This is a genomic window from Fibrisoma limi BUZ 3, assembly GCF_000296815.2.
Lineage (GTDB): Bacteria > Bacteroidota > Bacteroidia > Cytophagales > Spirosomataceae > Fibrisoma > Fibrisoma limi.
In genome coordinates this window covers 1968392-1988271 of record NZ_CAIT01000009.1, presented here as the reverse complement: position 1 = coordinate 1988271, position 19880 = coordinate 1968392, and the positions used below count along the sequence as shown (strand labels likewise).

General features: G+C 51.1%; 16 protein-coding genes. 14 read left to right on the top strand and 2 right to left on the bottom strand.

The annotated features are described in order from the left end of the window. Nucleotides 1-133 precede the first annotated feature (133 nt). The 4 genes from rseP (at nucleotide 134) to BN8_RS27960 (ending at nucleotide 5961) form a co-directional block, all read left to right on the top strand. Nucleotides 134-1450, top strand: coding sequence for an RIP metalloprotease RseP (gene rseP / locus BN8_RS27975; RefSeq protein ID WP_009285317.1), 1317 nt, complete (start codon nucleotides 134-136; stop codon nucleotides 1448-1450). 43 nt (nucleotides 1451-1493) lie between these two features. Further along, nucleotides 1494-1964: a DUF6702 family protein gene (locus BN8_RS27970; protein ID WP_229368371.1), complete on the top strand. Its 471-nt coding sequence runs from the start codon at nucleotides 1494-1496 to the stop codon at nucleotides 1962-1964. A gap of 178 nt (nucleotides 1965-2142) precedes the next feature. Beyond that, nucleotides 2143-4641: an endopeptidase La gene (gene lon / locus BN8_RS27965; RefSeq protein WP_009285315.1), complete on the top strand. Its 2499-nt coding sequence runs from the start codon at nucleotides 2143-2145 to the stop codon at nucleotides 4639-4641. A 117-nt stretch (nucleotides 4642-4758) separates the two neighbouring features. Then, the gene (locus tag BN8_RS27960; protein WP_009285314.1) at nucleotides 4759-5961 is read left to right on the top strand and encodes an AGE family epimerase/isomerase; all 1203 of its coding nucleotides are present in this window, start codon (nucleotides 4759-4761) and stop codon (nucleotides 5959-5961) included. On the opposite strand, the gene BN8_RS27955 is transcribed toward BN8_RS27960, so the two are convergent. Together BN8_RS27955 and murQ are read right to left on the bottom strand one after the other, a co-directional pair. After that, entirely contained in the window at nucleotides 5958-7418 is a 1461-nt protein-coding gene (locus tag BN8_RS27955; protein WP_009285313.1) for a glycoside hydrolase family 140 protein, read from the bottom strand. The genes BN8_RS27960 and BN8_RS27955 overlap by 4 nt on opposite strands. 82 nt (nucleotides 7419-7500) lie before the next feature. After that, the gene (gene murQ, locus BN8_RS27950; RefSeq protein ID WP_009285312.1) at nucleotides 7501-8298 is read right to left on the bottom strand and encodes an N-acetylmuramic acid 6-phosphate etherase; all 798 of its coding nucleotides are present in this window, start codon (nucleotides 8296-8298) and stop codon (nucleotides 7501-7503) included. Nucleotides 8299-8415: 117 nt separating this feature from the next. On the opposite strand from murQ, the gene ilvD reads away from it, so the two are divergent. The 10 genes from ilvD to BN8_RS27900 all read left to right on the top strand — a co-directional run bounded on the left by ilvD (nucleotide 8416) and on the right by BN8_RS27900 (nucleotide 19841). Beyond that, on the top strand, nucleotides 8416-10116 hold the full coding sequence (ilvD, locus tag BN8_RS27945; RefSeq protein WP_009285311.1) for a dihydroxy-acid dehydratase: 1701 nt from the start codon (nucleotides 8416-8418) through the stop codon (nucleotides 10114-10116). A gap of 53 nt (nucleotides 10117-10169) precedes the next feature. Then, on the top strand, nucleotides 10170-11912 hold the full coding sequence (gene ilvB, locus BN8_RS27940) for a biosynthetic-type acetolactate synthase large subunit (protein ID WP_009285310.1): 1743 nt from the start codon (nucleotides 10170-10172) through the stop codon (nucleotides 11910-11912). A 4-nt stretch (nucleotides 11913-11916) separates the two neighbouring features. Beyond that, entirely contained in the window at nucleotides 11917-12450 is a 534-nt protein-coding gene (gene ilvN / locus BN8_RS27935; protein ID WP_009285309.1) for an acetolactate synthase small subunit, read from the top strand. Between the two features lie 30 nt (nucleotides 12451-12480). After that, nucleotides 12481-13524 carry a ketol-acid reductoisomerase gene (gene ilvC, locus BN8_RS27930; protein ID WP_009285308.1) on the top strand — a complete coding sequence of 348 codons (1044 nt, stop codon included), beginning with the start codon at nucleotides 12481-12483 and terminating at the stop codon, nucleotides 13522-13524. A gap of 111 nt (nucleotides 13525-13635) precedes the next feature. Beyond that, nucleotides 13636-14214: an O-methyltransferase gene (locus tag BN8_RS27925; RefSeq protein WP_009285307.1), complete on the top strand. Its 579-nt coding sequence runs from the start codon at nucleotides 13636-13638 to the stop codon at nucleotides 14212-14214. Between the two features lie 51 nt (nucleotides 14215-14265). Continuing rightward, a complete protein-coding gene (ilvA, locus tag BN8_RS27920) occupies nucleotides 14266-15537 on the top strand; it encodes a threonine ammonia-lyase IlvA (RefSeq protein ID WP_009285306.1) in 1272 nt (423 codons plus the stop codon). A gap of 6 nt (nucleotides 15538-15543) precedes the next feature. Beyond that, nucleotides 15544-16947: a 3-isopropylmalate dehydratase large subunit gene (leuC, locus tag BN8_RS27915; RefSeq protein WP_009285305.1), complete on the top strand. Its 1404-nt coding sequence runs from the start codon at nucleotides 15544-15546 to the stop codon at nucleotides 16945-16947. A gap of 12 nt (nucleotides 16948-16959) precedes the next feature. After that, nucleotides 16960-17553 carry a 3-isopropylmalate dehydratase small subunit gene (gene leuD / locus BN8_RS27910; protein WP_009285304.1) on the top strand — a complete coding sequence of 198 codons (594 nt, stop codon included), beginning with the start codon at nucleotides 16960-16962 and terminating at the stop codon, nucleotides 17551-17553. Between the two features lie 63 nt (nucleotides 17554-17616). Further along, nucleotides 17617-18690, top strand: a complete 1074-nt coding sequence (gene leuB, locus BN8_RS27905; protein WP_009285303.1) for a 3-isopropylmalate dehydrogenase — start codon at nucleotides 17617-17619, stop codon at nucleotides 18688-18690. An 11-nt stretch (nucleotides 18691-18701) separates the two neighbouring features. Beyond that, the gene (locus BN8_RS27900; RefSeq protein ID WP_009285302.1) at nucleotides 18702-19841 is read left to right on the top strand and encodes a 2-isopropylmalate synthase; all 1140 of its coding nucleotides are present in this window, start codon (nucleotides 18702-18704) and stop codon (nucleotides 19839-19841) included. The last annotated feature ends 39 nt before the right edge of the window (nucleotides 19842-19880 follow it).

Below are 19880 nucleotides of genomic sequence, written 5' to 3'. Positions count from 1 at the left end.
GTTCATATCGCATGGAATACTGGATCTGGTTTATCATCGGCATTGCACTAGGCTTGTTTTTGCTCCGCTTTTTCAGACGCCGTTCCTAGATTATTGACAGAAAGAAAGTTAGTTAATCACAGTTCAAACATACATGGAAGTATTAATAATGGCGGGACAGCTCATTCTGGGTCTGTCCATCCTGGTAGGACTGCATGAGCTGGGCCATTTACTGGCGGCAAAGGCATTTGGCATGCGGGTAGAGCAGTATTTTATTGGGTTTCCGCCTAAAATCTGGAGTACGAAACGGGGCGAAACGGAATACGGAGTAGGCGCTATCCCGCTGGGAGGTTTTGTGAAAATTTCGGGCATGATTGACGAGTCGCTCGACACCGAACAAATGAAGGCCGAGCCAAAGCCCTACGAGTTTCGGGCTAAACCCGCCTGGCAGCGGCTGATCGTTATGCTGGGTGGTATCATCGTCAATGTCATTGTGGGTATCATGATCTTCGTTTTCATGACCTACAAAAATGGAAACACATACATTGCCGCCGAAGATGCTAAATACGGTATCGTTGCCGGCAAACTGGCTCAGGAAATTGGCCTGCGGACGGGTGACAAAATCGTTAAGATTAACGGCAAACCGTACGAACGTTTCAACGACATCACAAGTACGGACGTACTGCTGGGCACCAATAGTTACTACACCATCGAGCGTAATGGTCAGCAGGAAGACATCTACATACCCAACAATCTGGTCGACAAACTAGCCGATCGGAAAAGCGCCGGTGAGTTCATTGATATTGCCCAGCCCTTCAAAGTTGGCGAACTTGTTCCCGATCAACCGGCCGCCAAGGCAGGCCTGAGAGAAGGCGATGTAATTACCAGCGTTAATGGAAAGCCTATCCGGTTCTACCACGAGTTCGTTGAAAGTGTAAAGCCCTATCCTAATAAACCCCTGACGCTCGGTATCAACCGGAACGGGCAGTCGCTGACGCTGAACGTAACAACGACCGAAACGGGTACGATCGGCTTCTACCCAAAAGGATTACTGAAATATACAACCCAGGAGTACACTTTCGGAGAAGCGCTGGTTGTGGGTACTGAACGCGCCTTCCAGGTTGTGTTCGACAACATCAAAGGGTTTGGTAAGATTTTCCGGGGTGAGGTATCCGCTTCAAAAGCTCTGAGCGGTCCGATTGGCATCGCTCAAAACCTGTTTGGTGGTATTTGGGTATGGGATCGGTTCTGGACCGTAACGGGTCTGCTCTCTATGGCCCTGGCATTTATGAATGCGTTACCCATTCCGGCTCTTGACGGTGGTCATGCTACCATCCTCATGTATGAGATCGTATCGGGCCGGAAGCCATCAGACCGTTTCCTCGAAGCAGCACAACGCGTAGGGATGGTTATTTTGCTGGGACTGATGGCCTTTGCTATTTTTAACGACGTATTCAAAGCCGTTTTCTAAGGACTTGGTTAAACGAAGTGTTGTAATCGTTCTTTTGTTCGTAGTGGCCGGCTGCCTGTTGGGTGCCCGGCCACTGCGTTTGCATGATTTTCATGCCAGTGTTACTCAAATGCAGTTCAATCCAAAGGAGAAGGCATTTGAAATTAGCATCCGTCTCTTTACGGACGATCTTGAAACGGCGCTCGCTAAGGAAAGTGGTCAAAAAATACACCTCTCGGCCAATGACAAATTTGACCCGTTAATAGAAAAGTATGTCAGAGCTCATTTTGCTTATGTAACTTCCGACCGACAACGCAAACCCACTGAATACGTGGGATATGAGCTTGAAGCCGATGCATGCTGGGTATACTTACAAATGCCTTATGCCGAAGCTTTCCAGGGCGGCCAGATGAAGCAGGATATACTAATGGAACTGTTTGATGATCAGGTTAACATGGTCAATATTCAATACTCAGGTCAGAAAAAAACCTTTGTTTTTCGTAAAAACCAACCCATACAACCAATTTCTCTCTGAAAGTAAATTTTATAAATGATAACCCATTTGTTTTAGTTATTTTGTGTATTGTGCATTGACGCTGGCATTACGTCAGCATTGCCCATTCTGGCACGACCCTTGTAAACACTTCGTATACTGGTTTTTGCATTAGGACACCGACAAATGAATTGATAGCTGTCAGTTTGGCAGTCACTATATGATTTCAGATAAAGATTTAACAGCCCGCTTATTGCTGGCCGATTTTGACTCGGACAACCTGGAAATTGTGCCGCTGGGGTCACCCGAAGGCCTTGACGATGATTACGAGTTACCAACTAACCTGCCTATTCTGCCGGTTCGAAACACCGTGCTTTTCCCGGGCATGGTCATTCCGGTAACTGTTGGTCGTCAGAAGTCAATCCGGTTGGTAAAAAAAGCATACAAGGGCAATCGCATAATTGGCGTCGTTGCACAACTGAATCAGCAGAAAGATGAACCAACGGCCGATGATTTGTACCGGTTGGGTACAGTAGCTTATATCATCAAGATGATTACGCTGCCCGACGGTAATATTACCATTATTATTCAGGGTAAAAAGCGGTTCGAAGTTCAGCAGATTGTTCAGGAAGAGCCCTTTATGACGGCACAGGTGCGTCAGATCGATGATGCCTTCCCGAATGTTAATAAGAAAGAAGGGAAAGCACTGCTTCAGTCGTTAAAAGATGCAGCGTATAAGATTCTGCGCTTAAACCCGGAAATTCCTCAGGAAGCCCGTATTGCGCTGGACAATATCGAAAGTCCTACGTTTCTGCTTCACTTCCTGTCGTCGAATATCAATGCGGAAGTAGCCGACAAGCAACGGTTGCTCGAAACGCTGGAAGGTAGCCAGCAGGCGCAGCTCCTGCTCGAATATATGCTCCGCGAAGTCCAGCTCCTTGAACTGAAACGCGAGATTCAATCGAAAGCCAGCTCGGACCTCGACCAGCAGCAGCGCGATTATTACCTTCGTCAGCAGATGAAAGTACTCCAGGACGAACTCGGGATGGACAGTCCCGACCGCGACCTTGAAGAACTTCGGATGCGGGCCGATCAGAAACGGTGGTCGGCAGATGTCCGGGCGCATTTCGATAAAGAGTTAAATAAGCTTCAGCGCATCAACCCAATGGCACCGGAATACCCGGTAACGATGAACTACATCGAGCTGATGGTTGATTTGCCCTGGAACGAATATACCAAGGACAACTTCGACCTGAAGCGGGCACAAAAGATTCTGGATGCCGACCACTTTGGCCTGGAAAAGGTGAAAGAGCGCATCATCGAGTACCTGGCCGTACTGAAGCTCAAAAACGACATGAAGGCCCCGATTTTGTGCCTGTATGGCCCTCCGGGTGTCGGTAAAACGTCGCTTGGCCGGTCAATTGCGAAAGCCTTGGGACGGAAATACAGCCGCATGGCACTGGGTGGTGTTCACGACGAAGCCGAAATACGTGGTCACCGGAAAACCTACATTGGTGCCATGCCGGGCAAGGTTATTCAGAACATCCGGAAGTGCGGCTCGGCCAACCCAGTCTTCATTCTTGACGAGATTGACAAGGTAAGCTCTGACTTCCGGGGCGACCCGTCGTCGGCGCTGCTGGAAGTACTCGACCCGGAACAGAACTCCACGTTTATGGATAACTATCTGGAAACGGAGTTCGACCTGTCGCGGGTGTTGTTCGTTGCTACGGCCAATACACTCGATACGATCCACCCTGCCCTGCGCGACCGGATGGAAATCATCGACATTGCCGGCTACACGGTTGAGGAGAAAGTTCAGATTGCGAAGAAATACCTCATTCCGAAGCAGCGGAAAGACCACGGGTTGAAGACTAAAGACCTACAGATCGAAGATAAAGCGATTCTGCGAATCATCGAGGGCTATACCCGCGAATCGGGTGTTCGGAATCTGGAGCAGAAAATTGGCGCACTGGTTCGGAAGGTAGCCAAATCCATTGCCATGGAGGAAGAATACAATCACGTGGTCAAAGCTGCCGATATTCCGAAGATGCTTGGTGCCGAAATCTTTGACAAGGAGTTATACGCCGACGACGACATTGCCGGTATTGTAACGGGACTGGCCTGGACACAGGTAGGTGGTGAAATTCTGCTTATAGAATCCAGCCTGAGCCGCGGCAAAGGCACCTTAACGCTTTCCGGACAATTAGGCGACGTAATGAAGGAGTCGGCGATCACAGCGCTTTCGTATCTGAAAGCACATGCCGACGATCTGGGCATTGACTATCGAATCTTCAACCATTACGACCTGCACATCCACATTCCGGCTGGCGCGGTTCCGAAAGATGGTCCCTCGGCGGGTATTACGATGCTGACCTCAATGGCGTCGATCTATACGCAGCGCCGGGTACGTCCGTATCTGGCCATGACCGGTGAGGTTACATTGCGGGGTAAGGTACTTCCCGTTGGTGGCATCAAAGAAAAGATTCTGGCGGCTAACCGAGCTGGTATCAAAGAGATTATCCTTTGCTCCAAAAACCGTAAGGATATCGAGGAAATCAACCAGACCTACATCAAGGACCTGACGTTTCACTACGTTGACACGGTGGACCAGGTACTTGAGACTGCCTTATTACCGGGCCAGGTTGGCAAGCCCATGAAATTTGTGTTCCCCGAAGAGCGTGACTCGCAACGGGAACGCGAAGTTGAGCGAGCGTATTAATTTTGCCGAAACGAGGTTGTTGCAGATTACGCTGATGAACCCAGATTTTTATCTGTGTACATTCGTCGGCCCGCCAATGCGGTAATCTGCGGCAGCCTCGTTCTATATTTATCAGTTATGCTCGATTTTCAAAAGCTTTCCGCCGATTACCAGCAGGCTCTCCTGCGGCAGATCGTGCCGTTCTGGCTGAAACACAGCCGGGATGAGCTATGCGGAGGGTATTTTGATATATTGACAACGACGGGCGAAGCCGTTGAAACCGACAAATACGTAGCTAGCCAGGCCCAGCAGGCCTGGGCTTTTGCCTGGTTGTATACCAAACTGGATGGCCAATCGGCCTGGCTCGACCACGCCCGATACGGTGCTGCATTCCTCAGCCAGTTCGCTCACGACGAACATCTCGACTGCTACGCTATCCTCGACCGCCGGGGCCGTCCGGTCGCTCCGGCCCCGGATGTAGTTCCCGATAGCTTCGCCGTGATGGCGTATGTGCAACTCTACCAGGCCACGGGCGAAGATGAATGGTCCATGCTGGCACAGCAAACGTTTCGGACGCTCCTTCACCGACGAGCTACCACTCGGTTCGATCAGGTAAAAGATTTGGGCGGATTTCGGCAGCTACGGCATCTGAGTGAGCCAATCACTGTGCTGACAGCTTTATTGGCCATGCAACCGCTCCTGAGCGAAGAAACCTGGAAAGAAGCCGTTGAAGCCCTTTTGCTGGAACTGCTTCGCGAGTTTCTGGACCGACGTACCGACACGCTGCGGGAGTACATCCTGCCTGAAGGTGCGTTTGTAAATACGCCTGAAGGCAGGCGGCTAAATACAGGCCTGACGTTTCGGGCCGTGAACGTACTGCTCGATCTATGCGATCAGCTACCGAACCGTAAGCTGGCCATGCAAACAGTTACGTGGGCTTTGTGGATGTGCGAGCAGGCCTGGGATGAGCCGACCGGTGGTTTTTTTCAGTACGTCGATTACAAAGGACAGCCGCTACCCTTCACTGACTGGCGACAAAAATGGGCCTGGGTACATCTGGAAGCACTGTCGGCCTTGACAAAAGGCTATTTTCACACCCGCCACCCCGAATGTCCCAAATGGTTTAAACGCATCCACGATTACGTTTTTCATTTCTTTCCTGATCCGAAGCACATAGGCTGGCATCTGGTACTGGACCATAAAAACAGCCCTTTTATGCCGGTAAAAGCCACCCCTGACATTAGCTGCTACTCGCCCATTCGATGTATGACTGAAACGGCTCATACACTGGCCAGATGCGGTCAGTTGCAGCCCTTAGGCCGTAATGTACGAGTTGCCTAAAGCTGGCCCGGCGCTTTATACTTCTTCGACGCATCGTCTACAACCAGCACCCAGTCTTTTCCATTTGATGGTGGCGTAAATGAGTGTGTAGCCGCTTTTTTCATTGTCTCACCCGCAGTGGCCTTTCCGGTACGCGGGTTATACCACCAGACACGTAGCTGATTTCCAGATAACTTTTCAAGAGACAGACTGACCGGCTGGTTCTGCGGCAAGTAGACCATTATATACGATCCGTCGGTGTCGCGGGTCGCTTCGATACGATCGATATATGATGTTCCGGCCGCTGATGTAATTATACGCTGATCGCCAATGCGCGAAGTATAAGGGCGAGACAGCATGAGTCGCTTCAAATACTGCATCTGGTTGGCGGCCTCTGCATTGGAGGCTTGTGGCCAGGGAATGAGCGTATCGCCAATGTTGATTGGTGGATACAGGTCTTTATTCACAAATTGCCAGATCTGATGGTGACCATACGTCACTCCACAGGCCCCGGCAAAGACACCGCGATACGTCCGGGCCCGGACGTCGTAGGCAGAGAAGTAACCGCGCTGCCGGGTCCACTTACCATCCCACGGATTTACGGGATGATCTTCGTAACAAGGCTCCATATCCAGCGTTGGTTTCTGTGGCTCCAGCGCCAAATCCCGCGTAACCAAATCCCAGGCCTTAATTTCCCGCGAGCCATGACCAGACTGAAACGCATTCATGTCAAGCCAGGGCTCATTGTGAACGTATTGTGAAGTTGAATTTGGTCCACCGGGCGGGTGGTACGTAATAAACGGATCATGCCCAACACCCTCTACAATGCCCTCTGCCATCGCCCGCCAGATGGGCCGGTCATCGAACTCTTTATCTTTGTTTTCCTTGCGGCCCTTGTAAATGGCCGGGCGATCCCCTCCCAAAATCCAGATCACATTATACCGTCCGTATCGCTGGCCTAACGTCCGGCCATAAACTCGAGCATTTTCCGGCGTAAAAATGACCGGCCCCGCGCCCCAGTCGCGAGTCAGCTTATCGCCCCACGTGGGCAACAGACCGATGTAAAGGCCTTTCCGGCTGGCCGTCTGCACAACGTAGTCCACGTGGTCCCAGTAATCGTACTGGGCGGGATCTTTAGGATCAGCGCCGGGTGTGATGGCAAGTTTTGTAGGGTCTTCATTTACGAGGGGCAGATCTCCATACCGGTTTGGCGTACGGACACCGTCAAATTCGGCTAAAGCCACCGCCTGAATGACGTTGAAGCCCTGCTTTCGGCGGGTTTCCAGAAAAGCGTCGGTTTCTTCCCGATTCAGGCGATGGAATAGCTCCCAGTCTGTATCACCAAGCCAAAAAAATGGCTTACCGTCGGCCGTTTGTAGATAGCGCTGATTACTGCTGACTTTAATTTCGGGTAATGACTGAGCACCGGCGGTTGCAATGGCTATCCAGGCAGCCGGCAAAAGGGCTTTGTAATTCATGTGGGTTTAGGAATAGCTCACGGAAAACGGCTGATACCAAACCAGCCCCGTCATTAGATCTTAAAGCAGACACTCGCCTTGTCTACTGCTGAGCCTCAATCGCGCCCCGCACGTTGCCGTATTTAGCCAGCAGTTCTTCAGCTTTTTCGCGGCTGACACCCAGTTCGCTCATCACCATCTTCGCGGCCCGGTCCTGTAGCTTGATGTTCGTCAGTTGCATGTCGACCATTTTGTTCCCTTTAACCCGGCCAAGCTGGATCATAACTGACGTCGAGATCATATTCAGCACCAGCTTCTGGGCCGTACCCGCCTTCATGCGGGTGCTGCCTGTCACGAACTCTGGCCCAACGACCACCTCAACCGGAAACTCAGCCGCCTGAGCTACGGCCGAACCAGGATTGCAGACAATACAGCCGGTGAGGCAGCCGGCTGCCCGAGCCTGATTCAAACCACCGATTACATAAGGCGTTCGGCCCGAGGCAGCAATACCAATAACCGTATCAAGTGCTTCTATATGGTAAACCTGCAAATCTTTCCAGGCCTGCTCCGGGTCATCTTCGGCAAATTCCACGGCTTTCCGAATAGCTCCATCGCCACCGGCAATCAGGCCAATTACCAGATCGTGTGGCACACCGTAGGTAGGAGGGCACTCCGATGCATCGACAATACCTAGCCGACCACTCGTACCGGCACCAATGTAAAAGAGCCGTCCGCCTTCTTTCATCCGCGCCACGATTTGGGTGACTAGTGCTTCAATCTGAGGTATCGCTTTCTCAACCGACAATGGAACCGTCTGGTCTTCCTTATTAATGTTTGTCAGTAGCTCACCTACCGACATTGTTTCTAAATGATCGTAGTGAGAAGTAGTTTCCGTAATCATATGCCAAAGGTAAGCCCCTGTCAGCTAAGCTACAATTAACCCAAAAATTCTTGCATAAATGAAAAAGGTCTCTTTTCTTTGAAGCGTTATTACGCCAACAGCGAAATTTCGCTAAATATGAATCAAGAAGCCACCACCGTTCAGTTGAACCGCTTTAGCCGCACATTGACCCAGGAAGTCAGCAATCCGGCTGCACAGGCCATGCTTTATGGCGTTGGTCTGACGGAAGCGGATATGCAAAAACCGCAAATTGGCATTGCCAGCACAGGCTACGAGGGAAATACCTGTAACATGCATCTCAACGGCTTATCGGTCTATGTGAAGCAGGGCATTCAGGCGAATGACATGGTCGGTTTAATTTTCAATACAATTGGTGTTTCCGACGGCATGACGAACGGTAATGACGGTATGCGTTATTCGCTCCCCAGCCGCGACCTGATTGCCGACTCCATAGAAACGGTCGTATCAGCACAATGGTACGACGGCGTAGTGACCGTGGTTGGCTGCGATAAAAACATGCCCGGAGCCATCATGGCAATGGCGCGGCTCGACCGGCCAAGCATCATGGTATACGGCGGCACCATCCGGTCAGGACACTACAAAGGACAGAAACTAGACATTGTTTCGGCATTTGAAGCCCTTGGCAAAAAACTCGCCAACAACATATCAGACGAAGACTACAAAGGCGTCATTCAGAATTCTATTCCGGGCGCAGGTGCTTGCGGGGGTATGTACACCGCTAATACGATGGCTTCGTCCATTGAAGCTATGGGCTTAAGCCTTCCTTTTAGCAGCAGCTACCCGGCTACTCACGAGGGAAAGCAGCAGGAATGCAAAAAAATTGGGGCGGCTATGAAAGTGTTGCTCGAACGCAACATCACTCCGAAAGAAATCATCAGCCGCGAATCGCTCGAAAACGCACTAACAATCGTTATGGCCCTGGGCGGTTCAACCAATGCAGTATTGCACTACCTGGCTATTGCCCGAACCGCCGGTATCTCCTTAACCCTTGACGATATTCAGGCAATCAGCGACCGAGTGCCTTTATTGGCCGACCTGAAACCCAGCGGTAAATATTACATGGAAGACATGCTGGCTATTGGTGGTGTTCCGGCGGTAATGAAATACCTATACCAGCAGGGCATGATCCACGGCGATTGCCTGACTGTTACGGGCAAAACCGTTGCCGAAAATCTGGCCGAGGCTCCTGATCTGGATTTCGATGCGCAAAAGATTGTCTTCCCGCTGTCGCAGGCCATCAAAAAAACAGGGCACATTCAGATTTTGTACGGCAATCTCGCTCCTGAGGGTGGCGTTGCTAAAATCACAGGTAAAGAAGGCGAACGATTTGAGGGTACTGCCAAAGTTTGCGAACACGAAGGCGAGATTATCGATGCGCTGGCTAAAGGCGAAATCCTGCCCGGACAGGTTATTGTAATTCGAAACGCAGGGCCGAAAGGCGGACCGGGCATGGCCGAAATGCTGAAGCCTACCTCCGCCATCATGGGTGCCGGATTGGGCGACAAAGTAGCCTTGATTACCGACGGCCGTTTTTCGGGAGGTACACACGGCTTTGTAGTAGGGCATATCACGCCTGAAGCTCATGAAGGCGGCCCAATTGCACTCGTTAAAGACGGTGATCGCATTACACTCGACGCCGTTTCCCGAAACATCACCTTGCACGTATCAGACGAAGAACTGGCCGAGCGCCGGAGTCAGTGGACGAAGCCCGAACCTCGGTTTACAAGGGGAATGCTCGGCAAGTACATCCGTGACGTGAAGCCGGCCAGTGAAGGGTGTGTGACAGATGAAGTCTAGCCCCGTATGGGTAGCAGTAAACACAGAACGATACTATTTAAACGCATAGCTCCATGGAAACGGTTAGCGTCGTACCAGAGAAAGAAACGATAACGGAAGAGGTGAAGCTGATCACCGGTTCGGAAGCGCTCATGCGGTCGCTCGTCGCAGAGGGTGTTGACACAATTTTTGGCTATCCAGGCGGTGCCATCATGCCTGTGTATGATGCGCTTTACGACTTTCAGGATCAGTTGCACCATATTCTCGTACGGCACGAGCAGGGAGCAGCCCACGCAGCAGAAGGGTATGCCCGCATCACCGGCCGGGCGGGGGTCTGCCTGGTTACGTCAGGCCCGGGTGCTACCAATCTGGTAACGGGCATTGCCGATGCACTGATCGACTCAACACCGATGGTGTGCCTGATTGGTCAGGTTGGTAAAAGCCTGTTAGGTACCGATGCCTTTCAGGAGACCGATGTGATTGGCGTTACCATGCCGATTTCCAAGTGGAACTACCAGGTTACGAACGCCGACGAGATTCCGGAAATCATTTCCAAAGCGTTTTACATTGCGCAGTCGGGACGGCCGGGGCCAGTGGTCATTGACATTACGAAGAATGCGCAACAGGAACTGATGACCAAGCCGTTTCAGTATCAGTGCTGCCAGACGCTCGTCAGTTACCGCCCGCGCCTGATTCCAAAGCAGGATCAGGTAGAAAAAGCTGCTGAGCTCATCAACAACGCCAAAAAGCCGTATATGCTGGTCGGGCATGGTGTGCTGATCGCCAAAGCCGAAAAAGAATTACTGGCATTCGCCGAAAAAACAGGCATACCTGTTGCGACTACGCTGCTTGGTCAGTCGGCTTTCCCCGCCGACCATCCGCTGTATGCCGGTTGGCTCGGTATGCACGGCAACTATGGCCCGAACGTCATGACCAATGAATGCGACGTACTGATTGGGATCGGTATGCGTTTCGACGACCGGGTAACGGGCAACGCCACCTTGTTTGCTCCCCAGGCTAAAGTGGTTCACATTGAGATCGATCCGGCCGAAATTGATAAGATTATCAAGGCAGATGCCCCGGTGATTGGAGATGCCAGAGAGGTATTGAACCGCCTGATTCCACTGGTACAGCCTAACGACCACACCGTTTGGCGAAACGAATTCCGGAAGTACGACGCCATTGAAGAAGAGAAGGTAAAGCGCCCGGCCCTGGCACCAACGACAGAAAAGATCAAGATGCCAGAGGTGATCGACTTGCTGTCTAAAAAAACCAATGGTGAAGCGGTACTGGTTGCCGACGTTGGTCAGCACCAGATGATGGCCTCTGCCTACTACCAGTATAAACGTCCGAATAGCCTCATTACGTCAGGCGGCCTCGGCACAATGGGTTTCGCCCTTCCTGCAGCCTTTGGTGCCAAAGTCGGTGATCCAAGCCGTGAAGTTATCGCGATCATCGGCGACGGCTGCTTCCAGATGACCATTCAGGAACTGGGGACCATTGCCCAAAGCAAACTGCCGGTTAAAGCGATTATCCTCAACAACAACTACCTCGGCATGGTACGTCAATGGCAGCAGTTGTTCTACGAACGCCGATACTCGTTTGTGGAATTGCAGAACCCTGACTTCATTACCATCGCCAAAGGCTTCGGTATCGATGGGCATACGTGCAATCACCGCGAGGACCTGTCTGCGTCGCTCGACACGCTCCTCAACTCCGACAAGCCGTATCTGCTCGAAGTGATTGTCGAAAAGGAAGAAAACGTATTTCCCATGGTTCCGGCCGGCACAAGCGTAGCCAGTATTAGACTCGAATAGCCCGATGACGACCTACACCATTTGCATATTCACCGAAAACACGATCGGGCTGCTTAATCGCATCACGATCATTTTTACCCGGCGACGAATTAACATTGAAAGCCTGACCGTGTCGGAAACGGAGCGAAAGGGCGTATCCCGGTTTACGATTGTCATCAAGCACGAGTCTCGGGAGGCCGTTGAGAAACTGGTCCGGCAGATTCGAAAAATTGTAGAAGTGCTGGCTGTCTTTGGCTATCTGAACGAAGACGTTGTATACAACGAGATTGCCCTGTTCAAGATTGAAACGCCACTGGGAGCAAAACCACTGGATATCGAAACAATCAATAACCAGTACAAAGCCTGGGTAGTGTATTGGGGGCTTGATTACGTCGTGATTGAGAAAACCGGGACCGAAGAGGAGATTTTTACCTTCTTCGAATACATTAAACCCCACAGTATCCTGGAATTTGTACGCTCGGGACGCGTTGCCGTCGGAAAAACCGAAAAAGGGCTGGTTGAATACCTCCCGGAGGCCGAGTGGGAATACTATCTGTAATTTGTTTAACCTTTTATACAACTGTCTGTCATGGCAAAAATTAACTTCGGCGGAGTAGAAGAAGACGTAGTAACCCGCGAAGAGTTTCCTCTTGAGAAAGCCCTCGACGTACTTAAAGATGACGTAATTGCCGTTATCGGCTACGGCGTACAGGGCCCTGGCCAGTCGCTCAACATGCGCGACAACGGGTTCAACGTAATCGTCGGCCAGCGCAAAGGCAAAACGTACGACAAAGCCGTTGCCGACGGCTGGGTCCCCGGCGAAACGCTGTTCGAAATTGAGGAGGCTCTGGAGCGCGGTACGATCATTTGCTTCCTGCTGTCGGATGCCGCTCAGATTGAACTGTGGCCGACCGTTAAGTCATACCTCAAACCCGGCAAATCGTTGTACTTCTCGCACGGCTTCGGCGTAACGTACAAAGACCAGACAGGCATTGTTCCTCCTGCCGATGTCGATGTATTCCTGGTAGCTCCGAAAGGCTCCGGCACCTCGTTGCGTCGCCTGTTTGTAGAAGGCAAGGGATTGAACTCCAGCTTCGCCATTTATCAGGATGCGTCAGGCCACGCCCGCGAAAAGTGCATTGCCATGGGTATCGGTGTCGGCTCCGGCTACCTGTTCGAAACGGATTTCTATAAAGAAGTTACCTCCGACCTGACGGGTGAGCGTGGTACGTTGATGGGCGCTATTCAAGGCATCTTCGCGGCTCAGTACGAAGTACTCCGGGCTAACGGCCACAGCCCATCTGAAGCGTTCAACGAAACGGTAGAAGAGCTGACGCAGTCACTCATGCCGCTCGTTGCCGAGAACGGTATGGACTGGATGTACGCTAACTGTTCAACTACGGCCCAGCGGGGTGCCCTCGATTGGTGGAAGCCATTTCGTGATGCCACCAAACCGGTTTTTGAGCAACTCTACAATTCAGTGAAGGCGGGTGAGCAAGCCAATATTTCGATCACCCGGAACTCGCAGCCTGACTACCGCGAAAAGCTGGAAGTCGAGCTGAAAGAACTGCGCGAATCTGAAATGTGGCAAGCGGGTACTGCCGTTCGCAGCCTGCGCCCCGAACGAAGCTAGTAATAATGTGGTATCTGGGAACGTGGTGTCGGGTTCAGAACCCGGCACTACTTTACCCTATACGAACCGACGCTATTCCCTACTATTCCTACCCTCCTTTTCCATTGCATCATGGCCTTCGACAGTATCTCCGAGACGATCGATCCGCATCAGGGCATAGTTGCCGCGTCAACCGCCCTGGGCTTTGCCATGAACGCCGATGTGCTGACAGCCTCATTGCTGCGAACACTGGCACGGTCCAAACCCGGCGGTACGTTCCTGGAACTCGGCACGGGAACGGGCCTGTCGACAGCCTGGCTGCTGGACGGTATGGACCAGCACTCGACGCTAATTTCGGTCGATAATGACCCAGCCTGTCAGGCTATCGCAGAACAGTTTTTAGGCCACGATGAGCGGCTGACGTTGGTTTGCCAGGACGGTACCGAGTGGATCGAAGCAAATCCGGGAGCATTTGACTTTATTTTCGCCGATACCTGGGCGGGAAAATACCTACAGCTCGATGAAACGCTGGCCATGCTGAAACTGGGTGGTCTATACGTAATTGACGATATGTTGCCGCAACCCAACTGGCCGGATGGCCATGACACTAAAGCTGAGCAGTTAGTAGCTCATCTGGAGAACCGCGACGACATCGTACTAACAAAACTGGCCTGGTCAACCGGCTTGATCATAGCGACGAAGAAAGACTGATGAAGATTTCGTAAATTTGAAGGATAACGTCATCAGTCGTAAATAAAACAGGTGGTGGTAGAAGCAGAGAAGAAAATAACGTTTCCCGACCTTGATAATATCTACCTTGCGGCCGAACGGCTGCGGGGAGTCGCGACGCATACGCCCCTACAGGAAAACATGAACCTGTCGGATCGGTACCAGGCCAACATTTTCCTGAAACGGGAAGATTTGCAGGTTGTGCGGTCCTACAAAATTCGGGGGGCCTATAATAAAATGGCCAGCCTGCCCCAGGAGGCTCTGGCGAAGGGAGTCGTGTGTGCGAGTGCTGGAAATCACGCGCAGGGGCTGGCTTATGCCTGTCGGAAAATGGGCGTTAAAGGACGGATTTTTATGCCAACAACTACGCCCGCCCAGAAGGTGAAGCAGGTACGGATGTTCGGTAAAGAGTTTGTCGAGGTTGTGCTCACCGGCGATACGTACGATGACGCTTACCACGCAGCTATTGAATACGTTAATACGCACGACAGTACGTTTGTCCACCCTTTCGACGACGTTCAGGTGATGGAAGGCCAGGGTACAGTCGGGCTGGAAATATTTAAAGACTCAAATTTTAAGATTGATTACCTGCTGATGGCAATCGGCGGAGGTGGTCTGGCATCGGGTGTTTCGACGGTTTTTCGGCAACTAAGTCCTAAAACCAAGCTCATCGGTGTTGAGCCGCTTGGCTCACCATCCATGAAGGTTTCTATAGATGAAGGTCACGTAGTTGCTCTTGATGAGATCGATAAGTTCGTGGATGGAGCCGCCGTCAAGCGCGTCGGTGATATGACGTTTGAGGTGTGCCGTCAGAATCTGGATCGTGTGGTGCTTGTGCCCGAAGGCAAAGTATGCACGACAATCCTGCAGCTTTACAATGAAGAAGCCATTGTTGCCGAGCCCGCGGGTGCCCTGACGATCGCAGCACTGGACTTTCTGAAAGACGAGATCAAAGGCAAAAACGTCGTGTGTCTCGTTGGTGGTGGCAATAATGACATTACCCGGACGGAGGAAATTAAAGAGCGTTCCTTGCTGTACGAAGGCCTGAAGCACTATTTCATCATTCGGTTTGCCCAACGGGCGGGTGCCATGCGGGAATTTCTAAGCGACGTACTCGGTCCCAACGACGACATCACACTCTTTGAGTATTCCAAAAAGACGAATCGTGAACGCGGCCCTGCTCTGGTTGGTATTGAACTGAAAAGTAAAGCTGATTTTGAACCGCTCCTGATTCGTATGCAGGATGCCCGCATTCACTTTGAGTACCTCAACGATAAGCCAGATTTATTTGAGTTTTTGATTTGAGAATATATGTCAACGCCCACTACTCTCTTTGATAAAATCTGGGACGCCCACGTTGTCAAGCGCGCTGAAGGCCATCCCGATGCCTTATTTATTGACCGCCATTTCATCCACGAAGTAACCAGCCCTCAAGCGTTTGACGGCCTGCGGAAACGGGGTATTAGCGTGTTCAACATCGGCCGTACAACGGCTACCGCCGACCATAACGTCCCGACCAAAGATCAGCACCTTCCGATCAAAGAAGCCTTATCGCGCCATCAGGTGGAAACCCTGCGTAAGAACTGTGCAGACTTTGGAATCGAACTCTACGACCTCGGCCATCCATTTCAGGGCATTGTGCACATCATCGGCCCTGAGCTGGGTCTCACTCAACCGGGCATGACCATCGTTTGTGGCGACAGCCATACCAGCACCCACGGCGCGTTTGGTAACATCGCGTTTGGTATCGGTACGTCAGAAGTGGAGCAGGTACTGGCTACGCAATGTATTCTGCAATACAAACCGAAGCGGATGCGTATCAGCATTAATGGCAAGCTCGGTAAAGGCGTTACGTCGAAAGACATCATTCTTTACATCATCTCGAAAATTTCGGCTAGTGGTGCAACCGGCTACTTTGTCGAATACGCGGGCGATACAATCGAAAGTTTGTCAATGGAAGCCCGAATGACCATTTGCAACATGAGCATTGAAATGGGTGCTCGTGGTGGTCTGATTGCTCCTGACGAAACTACGTTCAATTACATTCGTGGGCGCCGATTTGCTCCGCAGGGCGAAGCCTTCGACAAGGCGGTCGAAACCTGGCGTACGCTGAAAACGGATGAAGGTGCCACGTTCGATCGTGAACTGAACATCAACGCCGAAGACATTGAGCCGATGATTACCTACGGGACCAATCCCGGCATGGGTATCGGCATCAGCCATCAAGTACCAAATTTGAGCGATATCCCCGAAAGCGAACTGGCCTCCTATACGAAGTCGCTGGCGTACATGGGGCTTGAACCCGGCATGGATTTGGTCGGTAAACCCGTCGATTACGTGTTTATTGGCTCCTGTACAAACGCTCGGATTGAAGACCTACGCCAGGTAGCTGAATTTGTAAAGGGTAAGCAAAAGGCCGACGGTGTCGAGGTTTGGATCGTGCCTGGTTCTGTTCAGGTAGCTAATCAGGCCAAAGCCGAAGGACTCGATAAAGTGTTTGCAGCAGCCGGCTTTGAACTACGTGACCCTGGCTGCTCGGCTTGTCTGGGCATGAACGAAGATAAAATTCCGGCCGGTAAGTATTGTGTCAGCACGTCGAACCGGAACTTTGAGGGTCGTCAAGGACCTCAGTCACGCACCTTCCTGGCATCTCCGCTCACGGCCGCCGTTGCCGCCGTTACTGGCAAAGTACAGGATGTACGAGAGTTTGTGTAACCTTCAGCAATCATGAGCAAAGAAACATTCACTAAACTGACGGCAACCGCGGCTCCGCTGCCTATCGAAAACATTGATACGGACCAGATTATTCCGGCCCGTTTCCTGAAGGCAACCACGCGTGAAGGCTTTGGCGACAACCTCTTTAGGGATTGGCGTTATAATGCTGATGATACTCCAAAAGCCGATTTTGTACTGAACAACCTCACCTATGCAGACGCCAGGATTCTGGTTGCTGGCAAAAATTTCGGTATGGGGTCCAGCCGCGAACACGCAGCCTGGGCCATTCATGATTACGGCTTCAAAGTCGTTATTTCCAGCTTTTTTGCTGATATTTTTAAGAATAACGCCTTAAACAACTTCGTGCTTCCCGCTCAGGTTTCAGACGCGTTCCTGGCCGAAATCTTTAAAGCAATTGATGCAGACCCGCATACACTGATAACGGTCGATCTGGCGAACCAGACCATTACCCTGGCGAACGGTCTGAGCGAGTCGTTCGACATCAATACGTATAAAAAGACGTGCCTGATGAACGGCTACGACGATATTGATTATTTACTCAGCCTAAAAGAAGATATAAAACAGTTCGACTTAGCCCACGCATAATAAATGACCAACTGATTGCATTGTGCTACACTCTACAATTCAACCAGTTAGTCAATCAGTAGAATGAAGAAACACATTGTAGTTATTGCCGGCGACGGAATCGGTCAGGAAGTGACAGCGGTTGGCAAACAGGTGCTGGAGCGGATTGCCGAGAAGTTTGGCCATGAGTTCACGTACGACGAAGCCCTGATCGGCCACGCAGCTATTGAAGCCACAGGTAATCCGCTACCAGAAGAAACCATTACTAAATCCAAAGCGTCAGACGCCATTCTGTTTGGAGCGGTTGGCCACCCGAAGTACGATAATGATCCTTCGGCTAAAGTGCGGCCGGAACAGGGGCTACTGGGTATTCGGAAAGCGTTGGGACTTTACGCCAATTTGCGGCCCATCAAGTTGTTTGATGAGCTTCTGGGGGCTTCCAGCATTAAGCCGGAATTTTTACAGGGTGCTGATATCCTGTTTTTCCGCGAACTAACCGGTGATGTTTACTTTGGTGAAAAGGGGCGTAACGAAGATCGTAGCACGGCTTATGACACAATGATATATAGCCGCTATGAGATTGAGCGGATTGCTGAAAAAGCGTTCGAGGCCGCTATGACGCGCCGAAAGAAACTGTGTTCGGTTGATAAAGCAAACGTATTGGAGTCGTCAAGGCTTTGGCGGGAAGTGGTGCAGGATGTGGCCAAACGATACCCGGACGTAGAGGTTGAGCACCAATTCATCGACGCGGCTGCTATGCTGCTTATTAAAGACCCTCGGCGCTTCGACGTTGTATTGACCGGAAACCTGTTCGGCGACATTCTGACGGACGAAGCGTCGCAAATTGCAGGTTCTATGGGTATGCTGGCTTCGGCTTCGGTCGGTGACACTGTTGGGCTCTATGAGCCTATCCACGGATCGGCGCATGACATTGCCGGAAAAGGCGTCGCTAATCCGTTGGCATCCGTTCTATCCGTTGCGTTGATGCTCGACATTTCGTTTGGGCTTAAAACAGAAGCAGAAACAGTGCTTGCCGCTGTAGATAACGTGCTTAAAGCAGGGTACCGGACACGCGACATTGCCGACACCAATACCTCTTCTGACAGAATATTGGGCACAGAAGCCATTGGTGCCCGACTAATTGCTGAACTTAATTAACTATACATACAATGAGCCAGCGAGTCTATATTTTCGACACTACTCTGCGTGACGGTGAGCAGGTTCCGGGCTGCCAGTTAACAACCGAAGAAAAAGTGGTTGTGGCCAAAGAACTAGAGCGCCTGGGCGTTGACATCATCGAAGCCGGCTTTCCAGTTTCCAGCCCTGGCGACTTCCGGTCGGTTGTTGAAATTTCCAAAGCAGTATCCGAGCCTACTGTCTGTGCTCTTTCACGTGCGAAGCTAGACGATATTGACGCGGCCGGCGAAGCCCTTAAGCTAGCCAAACGGGGTCGTATACACACTGGAATTGGCTCCTCAGATATTCATATTCGCAATAAATTTAACAGTACACGGGACCAGATAGTGGAACAGGCCATCTCAGCGGTCAAACATGCTCGTAACTACGTCGATGATGTAGAATTTTACGCAGAAGACGCTGGCCGTGCTGATCTAGATTTTTTGTGCCGACTGACGGAAGCCGTTATTCGGGCTGGTGCTACGGTTGTTAACATTCCGGATACAACTGGCTATTGCTTACCGGAAGAGTATGGCCGCAAAATCAAGTATATCTATGACAACGTACCTAACGTTGATAAGGCCACCATTTCTATTCACTGCCATAACGATTTAGGTTTAGCAACAGCGAATTCGCTGGCCGGCATTATGAACGGTGCTCGTCAGGTCGAGGTTACTATGAATGGCATTGGTGAGCGGGCGGGCAATACGTCGCTGGAAGAGGTTGTAATGGCGTTGAAGGTTCACAAAGAACTTGGGTTTGAAACAGGTATAGACACTACCCGTCTGTTTCCGGTAAGTAATTTAGTGTCTCAGATGATGCGGATGCCCGTCCAGGCAAACAAAGCTATCGTCGGCCGAAACGCTTTTGCCCATTCATCAGGCATCCACCAGGACGGTTTTCTTAAGCATGCTGAGAACTACGAGATTATGAATCCTCACGATGTTGGAGTTCCTAAATCCTCTATCATTCTGACAGCTCGTAGCGGCCGTCATGCCTTAAAGCACCGGCTCGAATTGTTAGGTTATCGATACGACAAGCCAACGCTTGATGGTATTTATAAGCGTTTCCTTGATTTAGCTGATGTAAAAAAAGAAGTTAATGATAAAGATCTGATGGAGTTAGTCAGATAGATAAAAGCCGGTTAATAGCCGGCTTTTTTGCTATAATAC

Excerpts from the sequence above, each read along its gene's own strand:
- rseP (WP_009285317.1), top strand. The coding sequence starts at position 134 with ATGGAAGTATTAATAATGGCGGGACAGCTCATTCTGGGTCTGTCCATC.
- lon (WP_009285315.1), top strand. The coding sequence starts at position 2,143 with ATGATTTCAGATAAAGATTTAACAGCCCGCTTATTGCTGGCCGATTTT.
- BN8_RS27960 (WP_009285314.1), top strand. The coding sequence starts at position 4,759 with ATGCTCGATTTTCAAAAGCTTTCCGCCGATTACCAGCAGGCTCTCCTG.
- BN8_RS27955 (WP_009285313.1), bottom strand. The coding sequence starts at position 7,418 with ATGAATTACAAAGCCCTTTTGCCGGCTGCCTGGATAGCCATTGCAACC.
- murQ (WP_009285312.1), bottom strand. The coding sequence starts at position 8,298 with ATGATTACGGAAACTACTTCTCACTACGATCATTTAGAAACAATGTCG.
- ilvD (WP_009285311.1), top strand. The coding sequence starts at position 8,416 with ATGAATCAAGAAGCCACCACCGTTCAGTTGAACCGCTTTAGCCGCACA.
- ilvB (WP_009285310.1), top strand. The coding sequence starts at position 10,170 with ATGGAAACGGTTAGCGTCGTACCAGAGAAAGAAACGATAACGGAAGAG.
- ilvN (WP_009285309.1), top strand. The coding sequence starts at position 11,917 with ATGACGACCTACACCATTTGCATATTCACCGAAAACACGATCGGGCTG.
- ilvC (WP_009285308.1), top strand. The coding sequence starts at position 12,481 with ATGGCAAAAATTAACTTCGGCGGAGTAGAAGAAGACGTAGTAACCCGC.
- BN8_RS27925 (WP_009285307.1), top strand. The coding sequence starts at position 13,636 with ATGGCCTTCGACAGTATCTCCGAGACGATCGATCCGCATCAGGGCATA.
- leuC (WP_009285305.1), top strand. The coding sequence starts at position 15,544 with ATGTCAACGCCCACTACTCTCTTTGATAAAATCTGGGACGCCCACGTT.
- leuD (WP_009285304.1), top strand. The coding sequence starts at position 16,960 with ATGAGCAAAGAAACATTCACTAAACTGACGGCAACCGCGGCTCCGCTG.
- leuB (WP_009285303.1), top strand. The coding sequence starts at position 17,617 with ATGAAGAAACACATTGTAGTTATTGCCGGCGACGGAATCGGTCAGGAA.
- BN8_RS27900 (WP_009285302.1), top strand. The coding sequence starts at position 18,702 with ATGAGCCAGCGAGTCTATATTTTCGACACTACTCTGCGTGACGGTGAG.